This is a genomic window from Enterococcus sp. 5H, assembly GCF_028128615.1.
GTDB lineage: Bacteria > Bacillota > Bacilli > Lactobacillales > Enterococcaceae > Enterococcus_L.
Window position 1 is genome coordinate 1 of record NZ_AMDP01000005.1, and the last position, 15,349, is coordinate 15,349.

The following is a 15,349-nucleotide window of genomic DNA, read 5'->3' on the forward strand; positions in this document are numbered from 1 at the left end:
CATCATTAAAAAGCACGATGATCAATCCAACCTAAGTTTGAGATATAGTAGTATCCACCTTTTTTACCGGTTGCTGTTACTTTTTTACCTATATGATCTTTAGTATTTCCTGACACTGGAACTCCTTGATACCATGGTAGTGGATTAATTTGATAACCACTATTTTTAATTGTTAATGCTTGATTAATTTTTTCTACTGTATCAAGTGCTTTATTATCAATCCAACCTTTTAAGTCTGGCGAATAGTAATATGGACCAGCTTGCTGAGTCAATTTAATTACTTTTCCCATATAATCTTTTGAATTCGCTACCTTTACGTAGCCAATCATTCCCCAAGGCAATGTATCAATTGAATATTTTTGGTCTTTATGCAACATTTTGTATTCTTGAATCTCACTAAAATTTCGCTCTTTTGCAATACTTGCAGCTTCCGCATTCAAATAGCCTTTCCATCCATTTGCCTCATCACACAAGGAGTAATATCTGGAACCATTCGAATGATTGTAATAGCCTTTAGCTATATAAGTTTCATTAAATAGTTTATCTGTAGTATCCTTTTTCACCCAGTCAAAACTGCTCCATAAATTGTAGCCTTTTTTGGTAATTGTCACATACTTGCCAAATGCTATATATGATCCTTGTGACGGTTTTTTTACTGGATTCTTCAAGTTATTTCCTGGTGCATGGAGAACACATTTGACTGATCGACTAACTGAAAGTCCTTTATAATTACTTCCATTGTGCGCATAGGTTACTCTACCATTTGCCGAAGCATTTTGTTCCACCGCGTAAATAATTCCTTTATCTACATCTGTGTAATCAACTACAGAAACATGTCCATACGGATTCCAATCATTACCATATTCAATAATTAAGTCTCCTGGGACAGGAATATATTTAGATCCGGGATTATACCGAATTAAACCAGGAGAGCCTTCTGGAATATATTGCGCTCCTCCATTTCCAGCTGCGTATACCCTTGGCCACCCCATTTTAGGATATAATCTTTGTTGCGGTAATTCGACACATTGATAAAATGTACCGTAATTACCTCCATTTGAATAAACAGGAACTCCTTTTCCTTGTAACCATTGATTTCCTGAAATTAAAACTGATCCTTCTACTGCCATTTTATTCACTCCTTTTCTTCTACCTTATTTTGTAAGACTCACTTCGAAGCTTTTAAAACACCACCAATTGATTACATTAAGTATAATTTATTTTACTGAGTTTAAACTTTTAAAAATCTCCCGAAATACTCCTTACTGTTTTTACTTTGAATTTTGGATCTCTTATTTAACAATAAAATAGTAATTAAGTTATAACTGTCCTAAAAACGATCCTTAAAAAGCCTCTTAAAAAACCTTTAGAGAAACATTAGTAAAAAATAATAGTCTTTTACCGAAATTTTAAATTTTCAACTAAAAACACATGTATTACTTATTTGGAAAAAAATCCTAAAACACAACGCTTACAAACAAAATGGAAAAGTTATCCAGCCTATTAGAATGTAAAGTTAAACTTTACGACTCAAAAATAAATATCCAAAATCTTAATGGAATACTCTTTTGGATTTCTAAAGAAAGGAAGCTATTATCTATTCAATTCTTCTAGTTTTGAAGAGTTAAAGCAGAGCCCAACTACTCTCTCATAAAACAAAATTGACAGGTATGAGTACGGTCCAATACCGTATTCATACCTGTCAATAGGAAACAATTTTTCGAATACACATCAAAAACTTGTTTTTAGTGTCCTACACTCGATTACACTTCTAAATTATCTTTATTTAAAAATTAATTCTATTTTGTAACTATAGATCCTATAGGTTCACTAGTAAATTTTCCATCTAGCTTAATTCGAATCGCTTGAATCGCTAGTTTCTGACCTGTTGTTCCAGCCATTTCACCATTTTTCACCCAAGACATCCAGCCTTTTTCTGATACATGCACTTGATAACAAATATCATAATATTTATCCAAACCATTGTTCAATTTCATTTTCACCGCTTGTAATGCTAGTTTCTGACCTGTTGTTCCACCCGAATTAGTTAACCAGCCTTTTTCTGAAACGTGAGCGTCAATTTGAACATTTTCTTTTTTGCCTTCTACAAAAACTTCCAGACACTGACTTTCAATACCTAGGCCTGTTGTTCCAGCCAGTTGACTGTCAGTAACGTAGCCTAACCAACCTTCTCCAGCTAGATGCATACGATATGATACACCTTCTGTTGCCGGTTTAGCCGTTCCTTGAACAATTGGTTTTCTTACTAATTTCATTTTAATTGCTTGAAGATGCTTTTTTTGTCCTGTGGTTCCAGCTGTTTGTCCATCTTTCACCCAGCTTAACCAGCCACTTTCATCAACATGGGCTTGATATTCTAACGTGTAATAATTCGCTGCTTCCCCTGTCAGGCGAGCTTGGATTGCTTCAACTGTTTTTGATTGACCAGTAGTTCCAGCCACTTGCCCGCTTTTTACCCACGGCATCCAGCCTGTACCAGATACATGAGCACGATATTCAACTGATCCATTGATTTGGCCATTTACAAATGTAATTTTCACGGCTTCAACCGGTAATTTAAAACCTGTTGATCCTGATAATGCCCCATCTTTCACATTATTCATCCAGCCAACTTTACTTACATGTGTTTCATAGTTAATTCCTTTTGAAACTGCTTGGGCTGGATTTTTTGATGGTAATTTTGGAGCCGTTGAAGGGTTTTTCAAATTATTCCCTGGAGCGTGTAGAATACATTTAACAGATCGGCTCGCCGAAAGACCTGTATAATTACTACCATTATAACTATATGTGACTCTACCACTTGTTGAAGCATTTTGTTCTACTGCATAAATGATTCCTGTATCTAAATCTGTGTAATCCACAACAGATACATGTCCATAAGCATTCCAACTATTACCATATTCAATAACTAAATCACCCGGTACTGGAATGTAATTAGAACCCGCATTGTGCCTAGTTAACCCCGGTGAACCTTCCGGAATATACTGTGCCCCGCCATTTCCTGCTGCAAAAACTCTCGGCCAACCCTTTTTAGGATATAGTCTTTGCTGCGGTAATTCCACACATTGATAGTATGTGCTGTAATTACCTCCATTTGAATAAACCGGAACTCCCTGTCCTTGTAACCATTGACTTTCTGAAACTAAAACTGATCCCTCTACTGCCATTTTCATTACCTCTACCTTCATTTGATGTATTCTCAATTATTCTGTTCGAAGCTTCTAAACATTTATTAATTGATTACTTAAAGTGTAGTTCATAATAAACGTTTCCTCCTTCTGAGTTTCCTTCGATATACTCCCAGTTTTTCTCGCTCCCGTATTTACTTTGAACAATAAAATTATAGATATTTCATACATCAATTTAGAAATTTACTTTGAATTTTTAGACTTTAGGGTGTCTCATAACCTTATTTAAATACAAAAAAACAACCATCGATGAGGATGATTGATCTTTTTTAACCGTATTTATTGAATGCCTATACTATCTATCAGCACTCGCTCGCAAAATTTTTAGCATATTATATACTTTCCTCGCCCAAAGAATAAGTAGCAACATTCCTAAGCACGCAAATAAACTATTTATTTGTTCATTTGTTTTCGGGAGTTGTTCTTGTTTCACATTGTCCTCTAGAATTACTGATGTATCGTCTTGAACGACTTCTACCGTTGCATCACTTACAAGTGATTCTCCATGAACTGTCTTCAAAAATAGATTACCTATCAAACCACAAGTACAAACAATAACAGCTAAATACTTAAGTTTTCTTCTTGTAAAAGACATATCCCGCTCCTCCTAAAACTACAATAGCGGCAAATATAGCTAACCACCAATGATTGCTTTCCGAAAGAATCTCTACTCCCCCATTCATCGATCGTTCTTCTGATGCAGAAATAGTAAAGTCACTTTCCCAAGATCTGTCGATCACATCTGATTTAGCTACTATTTTTAAAACATACTTTCCTGCTTTTAATTTAGCCTCTGTCAATGAAAGTTCTGGTGAAAATAAACTGTTCGGTGCTAGTTCAACCTCTTTCATTTCCTTATACCAAAGACTATCTGATGGTTTATCTTTTTTATAAATATTAAATGATAAGCTTATATTTCTAAGGATAACGGGATCAGGATTTTGAAACATCAAATCTAATGATTGCTTCGCTTTTTCTGAGTTAAAAGTCAGCCCTATATAGTTTAGTCTATGCTCTTTACTTTCTTCTGCTACTCTTATTTTTATTGGAATATTATAGGCAAAAGAATTATTCACACCTACTTCTGTGTTACTCGCTTCTTTCTCAGTAACATTAACCGCACCTAAAATCGTACCAAAAAAATCGGTTATATCATATTTCAAGTGTATTTTTACCGTAGCTGAGTTATTTGGTCCAATGGTGATTTCATTTTGTTCCAACTCTGCTATTTTTGAGATTCTATACTTTTGGCTATCGTCATATGTATGTTTTTTATCATAACTGATCGTTCCATCTTTCGTTGTCATCCCGTCGAGTAAAGATAACTGTACCGTTTTGGGTTCCGAAGATTCGTTAGCAATCACTACCTCTAATGTTTGATCCATCACTGCTGGAACACCTATATTAAAATAATCAACCGTATTTTCCAATTGGTTTTCTGGTATAACAGGGGTCACATAAAAACCAGAGTTATTGGCTAATCCTTTTGTAGGAAGAAAAAATAGAAAAGGTAAACATAAAATCAAACTAATGAGCCATTTACTACATCTATTTTTTTTCATTTTCTACACTCCTTTATATATAGTAAAGAGAAAAAGCAGCTTTCTAAAATTGAAACAGTGCTTTTTCTCTACTTTGTAACTACACTTTTGGTGTTAATGTCCAAGTAATATTTGCACCATAAACACCTGATTGCAGCAGATTCGTATCAGCTACAGTTAATTGGGGATTCAATGTAACTGCTTTTCTTTCGTTACTTCCCTGCTCATAACCAACGGTAAATGCCTGATGTTCTTCGTTGTCATTCATCGTTACATTAGCAGCCGTTTGAATGGAACTTTCTTGTGTTGACGGTGTTAACACTACACCTAATTGATTTAAAAGGAAGCCTTTATTACCAAATGGTCCGTCAGATAATTTGGTTCGTACATTCCATTCATTTTTTTCATCTGTTCCTGTACGCGTGTCAACAACACTGATTTTAGCTAAGCCAGCTTCTTTTTCGTCTACAAGTGTTTGTCTATCTTTTGTATTAATTTTTGAAAAAACAATACTTGCTTCAGTATTTGCATTCTCACTAAATTTAACTGTTCCGGAATTCATAATACTTTCAACTTCTACAACAGCGTTACTGTTTGTTAAGTCATCTTGATTGGGAACTTTAGCTGGTGGCTGTACAATTAATTCATCCTCGGGTACAAAGGTAAAATCTAACGGATATTCCCCTGTATATGGTTCATGTTCCACAGTAATTTTAATATCATTGCCTTGTGCATCTTTTCCATTTCTAGCATAAGTAAAGCGGTCATTATTTAATTCTGTTAATTCTAAAGTAGCTCCATAATTTGAACCAAGTGAAAGTAATGTTCTTTCTTTATTTCCATTAATAACATCATAATATCCATAGTCATTTCTTGCATTTCCTTGTACATCAAAAAATTCATATCTTCCAGATTTGCTTTCATAACGAGCTAAACCTAAATAGCCTCTATTATAGTCAGAAACATCATTACCGTTTTCATCAAAAGCTTTCGTTCCTTGCCATTTTGTTGTACTTAAAATTGTTCTTCCTGGTTGATCTTTGATAATCGTTCCTGTTTCTTTAGATAATACAGGCGGCTGTGAAGTAAAGGTCAATTCTCCGCTGTATGGAACATGCTCAACAAAAACATTACCTTGAGAGCCATCTTTTTGAACCCCAGTTCTGCGATAAGTAAACATGTTCTCATCTAGTCTTACCATATCTACCACAACACGATAGCCTAGTTCCGATAATAAGACTCTTTTTTTCCCATCTTGAGTGACAAAAAATACACCTTTATCTCCACGACTGACATTAGTTTGTTTATCAAAGAATTCATAGCGATTTGTCGCAGCATCATATTTTGCTCTACCGATAAATCCACTATTTTGGCTAGTTACATCATTGCCTTGTGCATCATAAACGAAAGTTCCTTCCCAATTAGTAGATCCTAAAACTTGATTTGGTTCATACTCTGCAGCAAATACAATGTTTCCACTAAATAGAAAAACAAACGTCAGTAGCAATGCTGTAAGTGAAAAAACATAAACCGAGTTTCTTTTCATTTCCTTCTTCATCTTGACACTCTCCATTTCTAATTTTTTTATATAACCTATTTATTTGCTGATACTATCAACGTTATATTCTATGTTACAGAAGAGAAATAAATAGACTATTAACGAAAAATAAACTTTTTATAAACTATATCTCTATATGAAGATTTTTTTGATATTAAATATTTTATTTCCTCCTTGAAATACAAAAATAGACCAACCATCGATTAAGACGGTTGATCTTTGTAGATATAATATATGGTTGTTTTTGAGTTGAATACAGATACATACTCCATTTAACAGTATTAATCACTATACCATTCTTTTTTTGTAAATTCGTATTCTTTTCTGAATTCTTCAGAATATTTTTTCAATATAAAACCGTCTACGACAATCTTCGAATTTAAAAGAAGTGTCGGAAGTAATGTAATTAAACATAACACGGATATACCTATAAACACAGAAACTACAGACAAAATATTTCCTACAACAGATCCATTTAGACCAGAAAGAAAATTATAGTTGTTATTGTGCAACCACCATTTATTAAATCTATAAAATTGCATAGCTGCAATTAGTATAGCTATAAAAATAATTAGTACTGATGAAAATATCTTCACAATTTTTATAATAGTTTTTTTAACCATCTGTTTATTTTCAGATAGGTATGTCTCTTGAATATTTTCAATCAATTTTATTTTTACGATATAAAGAGATAAGGAATAACCTACTATAATGTAAATCATAGATATGGCTCTGTTCAATAGAACACTATTCGAAATCTCTAAAGAACTTACATAAAAAATGAGTGCATTTTGGGTAAATAAGTATGTCACACTATTATAAGCCGCACTTTTAAAAAAATTAGGACTTTTAAAATAAAACAGTAAAATGTATATTACAATTAATGAAGATATAATAGGAAATACAAACCAGTTTATACTTGAAAATAGACTTATACTCCAAGAAATAGCTGCAAGTAAATAAACTTTTAATGTTTTAGATAATAGCTCTTTTTGAGGATCATTTATAGTTTGATATACTTTATGAAGTGTATTTTTTTTCACTGCATTAGAAAAAGATATTTTATCTATTAAATTATAAAAGTCTTTCATCATTTGTTCCTCCAGTTATCATATGGAGAATTATTAGGATTTATACCATTGTTATTTTGATTAGGAACATACTGGGTACCCGGATTAAAGTTAGAGCTCCCACTCTCAGGTTGTACCCCTGGGCGATAGTTCTTATCTGTTGGACTAGCTTCATGTTTTCCATACTTTTTATATTGTTCATCTAGCCACTTACGTTTCGCTTCTTCAGACCCTATACCTGGTGTTTTAATTTCATTTCCAGGTAAGTCAAAACCAAATATTTTGTCTGGCCAAACAGTTACATTGCCTTTAATTAAGGTATTTGCAGCGCCAGCAAGAGCTCCTGCTGGTCCACCGTACTCGGCTCCTTCTAATGGTCCAGCATTCCACATAAACGAATTAATTCCTCCGTATAGAGCCATGCTTTCATTCCCGTAAGCAGGACTCTTAGGATTTATATATTCATCATAAGCGTAAGCAGTAACCGTTAAAGTATCTCCGCCATACGAAAAGCTTTTTCTAATTATTGGGTGTGCCTTTATAAACTTTGATACTGCCTCCGTTTTTTTAAACAAAGTTAGGCCTACCTTAGAACCGGCGATAACTTTAGCACCTGCTGATGACTTAGATAAGACACTTGTCACATAACCAATAGGAGCTAATACATCCCATCCCTTATCGCTTAAGTATAACAAATTACCATACACTTTAGCTTGATTATCTAAAGACATCTTGCCTACATACAAACCAAATTCCGGACTATTTAGTATACTCTTAGCAATATTTTTAGGAAGTTGGTTCCAGCTTTCTTGTGCAATAAATATACCTAACGCAGCATCTTGAACCCCCTCTGGAAATTTATCTAATGCTGTAATAATATATCCAAATAGTCGGTCATTATTTTTGATTTTTTCGATTGCTGCTGCTGGATTTTTTGCAAATAAATCATTTAATTCTTTAATTGCCGTATTTTTTGCCTTATCTTCCATTTCACCGACTTTACCTGCATCTTTAAGTTTTGTAAACCAACTCTTATCGACTCCAGCAGGCAATGTATAACTTCCATCACTATTAACAATCGTTGCATTTAACACTACAACACTTTGTATAGCTAATTTCATATCACTCAAACTATTATCAAACAACCCATTCGTTTCGGTAGAGAATTGTTGCAATTTCTCTAATTTCTTTTCCAACTCACGAATGTCCTCTTGTAAATCATTTGACATTTTATTCAAGTTTCTTTGAAAATCAAACAACGAATCTAACACTTTTGCTACAGGGTTACTGCTTGATAATGCTTTCGCAATAGAAGCTGATACATCTACTGATGCCTTCATAGCTTTTTTCGTAGTGATTTGTTGATTCAAATTATCTTCATCCAAGTAACCTTCACTTGAAATAACTTGATCTGCTGATTGATATTTCTGAAACTCTTGTTCAATCGTATCAATAGCTGTCGTTACTCTTGCAATTATAGGAATGATTAGATCACTAAACAAACCTTTGCCTGCTGTGTAAGCTGCTCCTGATAATGTTTTACCATCTACAGCAGACACTACTTTTTGACTTCCAGATTTTAATTGATTAACAGCTTCTAATCCGCTTTTCAAATTACTAGTTAACGCTTGAATCAAGTTAGATGAATCAGAACTTGAATATTTTAATCCCAAGGAACTTCACTCCTTTTCTTATACAGAACTTCCGTTTCATCCTTGATAGATTTTGATTCTGCATTGTAATCATCTATAATTTGATATTCTGCTTCTCTTAATTGTTGTTGAAAAAAGTGTTCCTGCTCCTCATTATGTCTCTGCATAAGTCTATTTTCGTTACTTCCATTCCGAACACATTCTTCATTTAACATATTTAATTCTTGAAAACCTCTGTGTAGATTATCCTTTAGTTCAAAAATACATTCTTCAATTTTTCTTTTATCTCTAGTTAAATCATCTAGCGTACTTTCTTTTTCCATAATCAAACGGTTATATTTTAACCGTTCTTGATCATTTGTCGTATTATCCAATTTATTCTCCTTAGAACTTAATTTTACTATCTTCAATAGCAATCAACTCAGCAATTTTTGGAAATTTATTTCCTTGTTCTTTCACACACTCAATTAGATTAGCTAAATCTGGCAATAATTGATTATTTACTTCCATACCAGTCTCCATACTAGATACATTACTTTTTCCTAAAGAAACCTGTTGCCCTTTGTTTACTTCGACTGACTTAATACCAGATACCGCACCTGTAGCAGCTCCTATATCTGAAACTATATAACTCATAAAAGAATCGACCCCTTTTATTATTTTTCAATAAGTATAGTTTAACGGAATAAAGTGTAAAAATACAGGCTATTTAGTAAAAAAAATATAATAATGAATATTAGCATCAAAGTTTGTTTGAGCATAATAAAAAAAGACACTCAAACAAGTGTCTTTAAGCATGCCTTATCGACCGAATCACTAGAAATCAAAATGCATTGTAGCTACAAACTTATATCTTATACAAAAAAATAACTATTCCATTGATTATAATATCCCTAAAACAGAATATTTCCACTCTACATTCTATTGAGCCTTAATTATTATCCCCTCTAGAAACATATTTTTTTAGGTTCCCAACGATTTCTTTTTTTTCATTTTCTATGAGAGTAGCAATTTTACTAATATAAGCGAATCTCATCGTAAACTTAATTAGAAAGATATAAATAATTGAAAAAATCAACATAATAAATGCTCCATTTATTATGAATTTTGCTATCCCATTATCACTTAATTCTTTTGAGTCTCCTAAAAGACCCAATAATGTAAATATTTTCAATTTTAATTTTTCAGGAACAACATCTTTCTGAACTATTAATGAAACGTACATTATCCATGTTAAAAAAGGAATTAAAAATTTATAAATCATTATTTTTTCTTTCAATTTCTTATTAAGAGTAGGTTCGTTAGCTCCTTTTTTTGTTATAATATTTCCGCGTACCCAAAATTTAGTTTTTTTCTGAGCTGAGTTATATACTAAAATGTTTTTTATAAACTCATCTGACAATACAATTCCTGAGAGGCTCGTTATAATAGCGATACCTGTCCACCACTCCGACTTAAAAGCTCCTAAAAAGGCACAAAACAGTATTAATTTCATGAAAAAACCTTTTTTAAGTCTAGATAACAACTCCATTAAGCTTATATACCAACTCAAAATATATATTAACAATATGAGCTGAGATAAAATATTAGTTAGTTCTTCTTGATTAATGATTTTACCTAGACTCATCAATATCATCGTACAAGAAAATATAACTTGTATTAAGTGGGTAAAACTGAGTAAATAGATCCCTACTCTTTCTTTTCGTGTTATTTTATCAATATCAAAATCTTTATTTCCTCTCCAAGGTACTGAGTTATATACATATACCCATGCTATGGAAACAAATGAAACGATAAAAGCCTTTGAATACACTTCTATAGGTAAAACCTTACGAAAATAAAACTCAGCAACTCAACAATTCCTATATAAAGTAATGAATGTTCCGTGACACTCACAATTTTAAAGTAACTCCTCACTTTTTTCAGTATAGTCAATCTCCTTTATTTAGCTGTTATTTATTAAAAATCCCCCTATTTATGATACGGTTCCCCACGCATTATCCGAAATCCACGATAAACTTGCTCCACCAAAACCAATCTCATCAACTGATGTGGATAAGTCAATTTTCCAAATGACATTTGTTTTTGACTACGTTTAATCACAGCATCACTTAACCCTAACGATCCACCAATCACGAAAGTTAGCTGGCTTTTTCCATTAATCCCCAGTTGTTCAATCTCCTTAGAAAATTCTTCACTGCTATATTGTTTACCATTAATCGCCAAAACAAATACATATTCGTTATCCGAAATTTTCGCTAAAATCCGTTCGCCTTCTTTGCCTTTCACTTGGAACATTTCCGCTTCGCTTAAGTTTTCCGGTGCTTTTTCATCTGAAACTTCAATAATTTCAACTTTCGCATAACTTTGTAGGCGCTTAAGATATTCATTAATCCCTTGAACTAAATATTTCTCTTTCAGTTTTCCTACTGTAATAATCTTTATTTTCATAAGTGTCACATCACTTTCTCGTTTCTTCAATTGTACACAATTTTATCATGAATACTTTTTTGCTTCCACACAATTTCCCACAAAGTTATACACATATGCACAGAGTTATCCACAGAAAAACTGCTTATTATCCCTAATTTTACAGCTTTTTTAGATACAAACACATATTCCCATCATTTTATCCACATTATCCACATTTTGTGGATAACTTTTCAACAGTTATTATCCTCTATTTTCTCTTAGTTTTTCACACATTCTGTGTATAAGTTATTCTTAAAATTCTTTTTTCATTATTTATATCTGTTTTTCTCCTAAACTTGTTCATAAAAAATTCAAAGCTATTCGGTAGACTAAAGTTGTCTTGAAAGACTATACTAAATATAATAAATAATGATAGTTAAATTAGGAGGTTGCTTGTATGCAAAGAAAAGATGTTACGCCTGATTCAGATCAAAAGTCAAACGGGCTTATGAAAAAATTTGGTATCGGTATATTAGGTGGATTAGTTGGCGGTGCACTTGCTTTTGGCGGTGTTTACGCAATCACGGGATCTAATTCTTCTACTTCAAATTCACCGACAACAACAAATTCTGTTAAAAATAACAGTGGTGATACCAAAGTTACAAATGTAAACTTAGATGTGAATAGTGATGTAACAAAAGCTGTTGAAAAAGTACAAGATGCAGTGGTTTCAGTTATTAATCTTCAAAGTGCTAGTCAAACTAGTGATGCTAGTGGTTTTGGCGGATTATTCGGCGGTAATGAATCAGATAATTCAGAGTCTGACGGAAGTGATTTACAAGCTGCCAGCGAAGGTAGTGGGGTTATCTACAAGAAAGATGATAAAACTGCTTATGTAGTGACAAATAATCACGTAGTAGATCAAGCGAAAGGTTTAGAAGTTATCTTACATGATGGCACTAAAGTTGAAGGCGAATTAGTCGGAACAGATGCTTATACTGACTTAGCTGTGATCAAAATTTCTTCTGAAAAAGTTGATGCAGTTGCTGAATTTGGTAATTCTGACAACTTAAAAATCGGTGAGCCTGCTCTTGCTATTGGTTCCCCATTAGGTTCAGCTTATGCAAACTCTGTAACGCAAGGGATTATCTCTTCGGTAAACAGAAACATCCAAAATGAAAACAACGGTCAAACAATCAATATCAATGCAATCCAAACAGATGCAGCGATTAACCCAGGTAACTCTGGTGGCCCTTTAGTAAATATTGAAGGTCAAGTTATCGGAATCAACTCTGTTAAAATCGTTCAATCTGAAAGTCAAGTAAGCGTTGAAGGAATGGGCTTTGCCATTCCAAGTAATGACGTAGTAAATATTATCAACCAACTAGAAAAAGACGGAAAAGTAACTCGTCCAGCTTTAGGTATTACAATGGAAGACTTAACAAATATTTCAACTCAGCAAAGAAAAGAAATCTTGAAACTACCTGATACAGTTCAAATGGGTGTACTTATCCGCTCTGTTCAATCAGCAACTCCAGCAGATAAAGCAGGACTTGAACGATACGACGTTATCACAAAAATTGATGACGAAGATATCGAAACAGTCTCTGATTTACAAAGTGCCCTTTACAAGAAAAAAGTTGGCGATACTATGAAAGTTACTTTCTACCGTGATGGTAAGGAACAAAGTGTCAACGTTGATCTAACAATCGATCAAACAGCACTTAAATCCAATACTAACGAATCTACAAATCCATAGAATTCAAAAATGATAGAGTGTGGGACAATAGTCAGAAAAAAATCTGATTATTGCCCCACTTTTTTTATTTAAGGGTACACAACACACATACTTGATAGCCAGATTAAAGTGACAAAACTCAGCCAAAAAGGAGTGTACCTTAGTTTTCTATCAATCGAACGATTTTCCCACATTTTCTCGTTATAAACTTAAGCCTTTACATATGCAATAAACTGAATAGTGTTATAAAATGAAGACAGATAAAAATAGAAAGCAGGGGTTCATATGGCACATAAATTACGAGAAGAGTGGGAAAAATTTTTTGGAGAGAAACATGATATTGAAAAAGTTAAAAAAGCGAAACATGATGATAATGGTCATTTTGTAAATGACGATGGCGATCATACTGATGTTTTAGGGCAAGGATCAGTTGATGCTTTAAATGCAATGATGTATGCTGATTGGAATACATTTTTGAATAATAGTACTATCTTCACTGAGCTAGAAGAAGAAGAACAAAATCGTGTACGTACAAATGGTCCTAGCTATGCCGAGTACAATGGTGACTAATCTTTAAATTGAAATAGAGTTTTTGAGAGAGGTTGAGACAAAAGCGTTTAGCTCCGAGAAATAAGAAGGGATTCACGAAAATTGCTCTTCAAATTTTTGTGAATTTCGGCTTATTTCCGAAGGAGCTGCTTTTTTCTCGCCGTTTATTCGGTTCTAGTGAGTGAAACAAAACTGAGAGTTTTGTCCCACTCACCTCTCAGTTTGTCCCGTTCATTCCGTTTTTAGTGTTCATCAATGAAACGCTCTTAGAACGTCATTTGCTAATGAAGGATATGCAAAGATAATCTTTTTTAAATCTGATTTTTTCCATCCTGCATGCAGAGCCATTGTAAAATAGTTAATTAACATATCTGCTTGATTGCTCAAGCTTGTTACACCGACTATTCGATCATCACTATTTGCATAAATTACTTTTAAGATGGCTGTTTCATCATTCGTACGCTTGTACGCCAACCACGAAGTCATATCTATACTTTCAATTCGGTAAAGCTCTTGTTTGGTTTGTGCTTCAGCTATGCTCATGCCAGCTTGTGCTAACTTAGGTTGACTAAACGTTGACATTGCAGGAATCGGATAGTCAATAGATTTTAACCCGTCACCACTTAGATGTTCTACAAGATAATCAGCTTGATAAACAGCGTATGTTGCCAACTTAGGAACTGCTGTCTCGGTACAATCTCCGCAAGCATAAATATTAGCCAAATTTGTTGTTAAATATTCATCCACACTAATTCCATGATTGGAAAATTCCATCCCTAGTGCTTCTAAGTTTAAATCACTAATATTTGGTACTCTTCCAGCCACGCAATATACAACATCTGTTTCATAAGAGTCTCCAGTAGAAGTAGTTATCAAATAATTATCCCGATTTTTTTGTATAGACAATAATTGCTCGTCAAAATGATACTTAATTCCTCGCTTTGTGTTAAGCTCAATCAATTTTTTTACTAATTCTGAATCAAAATCAGCCAATGCGCGGTCATCATGTTGAAGAACTCTCACATTTACATCAAAAGCTTCAGCAATTGTCATAAAAGCAAAAGCAATAATTCCTGCCCCAACTATCGTGATATTTTTCGGTAATTCTGCTTGTGTTAAAAAATCAGCACTGTAATTAAAATGCTCGCTACCTTCAACTTGAAGTTTTCTACTTTTAGCTCCTGTTGCTAAAACAAATTTCTCCGCCTCATATATTGTTCCATTAACGTTAATATTATGTTCATCTATAAATTTTGCTGTTCCAACAATTGGATCAATTCCAGCTTTTTTTAAGGCCTCTTTATGATTATCAGATTGTACATCTTCCAGCGTATCAATATATTGCATAGCTTCTTGCCAATCTGGAAATAGTTCATTAACCGCAGCCTTTTCTGCTAAACGTTCTGTCGCTAATTTTAGTTCAGCAAATGTTACTAATTCTTTTTTTCTAGTACTTCCGTAATTTGCTACAATTCCGCCAAATTTGTCTTCTTCTACAACAGCTACTTTAAATCCTTTTTTATTTAAACCAAATGCAACGGTTAGTCCTCCTAACCCACTTCCTATAACAATAACATCATATTTTCCCATCAAGCTTGCTCCTCTCTGCTGTTCGTCAAT

Annotated in this window: 14 protein-coding genes; 2 read left to right on the forward strand and 12 right to left on the reverse strand. The window is 33.4% G+C overall.

The window, feature by feature from the left end; translation table 11 throughout:
- Positions 1-5 precede the first annotated feature (5 nt).
- The 11 genes from C240_RS02945 to rlmH all read right to left on the reverse strand — a co-directional run bounded on the left by C240_RS02945 (position 6) and on the right by rlmH (position 11,481).
- Positions 6-1,130 (reverse strand): CHAP domain-containing protein, encoded by a 1,125-nt coding sequence (locus C240_RS02945; RefSeq protein WP_271490745.1) that lies wholly within the window; start codon positions 1,128-1,130, stop codon positions 6-8.
- A 669-nt stretch (positions 1,131-1,799) separates the two neighbouring features.
- Positions 1,800-3,194 carry a CHAP domain-containing protein gene (locus tag C240_RS02950; protein WP_271490746.1) on the reverse strand — a complete coding sequence of 465 codons (1,395 nt, stop codon included), beginning with the start codon at positions 3,192-3,194 and terminating at the stop codon, positions 1,800-1,802.
- Between the two features lie 310 nt (positions 3,195-3,504).
- Positions 3,505-3,804 (reverse strand): hypothetical protein, encoded by a 300-nt coding sequence (locus tag C240_RS02955; RefSeq protein WP_271490747.1) that lies wholly within the window; start codon positions 3,802-3,804, stop codon positions 3,505-3,507.
- Complete coding sequence (locus C240_RS02960) at positions 3,779-4,771, reverse strand: DUF916 domain-containing protein (RefSeq protein ID WP_271490748.1); 993 nt, start codon at positions 4,769-4,771, stop codon at positions 3,779-3,781. The genes C240_RS02955 and C240_RS02960 overlap by 26 nt, the downstream gene beginning before the upstream one ends.
- A 79-nt stretch (positions 4,772-4,850) precedes the next feature.
- Positions 4,851-6,308: a DUF4822 domain-containing protein gene (locus C240_RS02965; RefSeq protein ID WP_271490749.1), complete on the reverse strand. Its 1,458-nt coding sequence runs from the start codon at positions 6,306-6,308 to the stop codon at positions 4,851-4,853.
- A gap of 281 nt (positions 6,309-6,589) precedes the next feature.
- Positions 6,590-7,402: a hypothetical protein gene (locus C240_RS02970; RefSeq protein ID WP_271490751.1), complete on the reverse strand. Its 813-nt coding sequence runs from the start codon at positions 7,400-7,402 to the stop codon at positions 6,590-6,592.
- Positions 7,399-9,051 (reverse strand): T7SS effector LXG polymorphic toxin, encoded by a 1,653-nt coding sequence (locus tag C240_RS02975; RefSeq protein ID WP_271490753.1) that lies wholly within the window; start codon positions 9,049-9,051, stop codon positions 7,399-7,401. The genes C240_RS02970 and C240_RS02975 overlap by 4 nt, the downstream gene beginning before the upstream one ends.
- On the reverse strand, positions 9,042-9,404 hold the full coding sequence (locus C240_RS02980) for a hypothetical protein (RefSeq protein WP_271490755.1): 363 nt from the start codon (positions 9,402-9,404) through the stop codon (positions 9,042-9,044). The genes C240_RS02975 and C240_RS02980 overlap by 10 nt, the downstream gene beginning before the upstream one ends.
- Before the next feature lie 10 nt (positions 9,405-9,414).
- A complete protein-coding gene (locus C240_RS02985; protein WP_271490757.1) occupies positions 9,415-9,666 on the reverse strand; it encodes a hypothetical protein in 252 nt (83 codons plus the stop codon).
- A gap of 295 nt (positions 9,667-9,961) precedes the next feature.
- Positions 9,962-10,525 (reverse strand): hypothetical protein, encoded by a 564-nt coding sequence (locus tag C240_RS02990; protein WP_271490759.1) that lies wholly within the window; start codon positions 10,523-10,525, stop codon positions 9,962-9,964.
- Between the two features lie 476 nt (positions 10,526-11,001).
- Positions 11,002-11,481 carry a 23S rRNA (pseudouridine(1915)-N(3))-methyltransferase RlmH gene (rlmH, locus tag C240_RS02995; RefSeq protein ID WP_271490762.1) on the reverse strand — a complete coding sequence of 160 codons (480 nt, stop codon included), beginning with the start codon at positions 11,479-11,481 and terminating at the stop codon, positions 11,002-11,004.
- Positions 11,482-11,899: 418 nt separating this feature from the next.
- Between rlmH and C240_RS03000 the strand changes: the two genes are divergently transcribed.
- Positions 11,900-13,201 (forward strand): S1C family serine protease, encoded by a 1,302-nt coding sequence (locus tag C240_RS03000; protein ID WP_271490767.1) that lies wholly within the window; start codon positions 11,900-11,902, stop codon positions 13,199-13,201.
- A 264-nt stretch (positions 13,202-13,465) separates the two neighbouring features.
- The gene (locus C240_RS03005) at positions 13,466-13,750 is read left to right on the forward strand and encodes a hypothetical protein (RefSeq protein ID WP_271490769.1); all 285 of its coding nucleotides are present in this window, start codon (positions 13,466-13,468) and stop codon (positions 13,748-13,750) included.
- Between the two features lie 231 nt (positions 13,751-13,981).
- On the opposite strand, the gene C240_RS03010 is transcribed toward C240_RS03005, so the two are convergent.
- Positions 13,982-15,319 carry a dihydrolipoyl dehydrogenase family protein gene (locus C240_RS03010; RefSeq protein WP_271490770.1) on the reverse strand — a complete coding sequence of 446 codons (1,338 nt, stop codon included), beginning with the start codon at positions 15,317-15,319 and terminating at the stop codon, positions 13,982-13,984.
- Positions 15,320-15,349 lie beyond the last annotated feature (30 nt).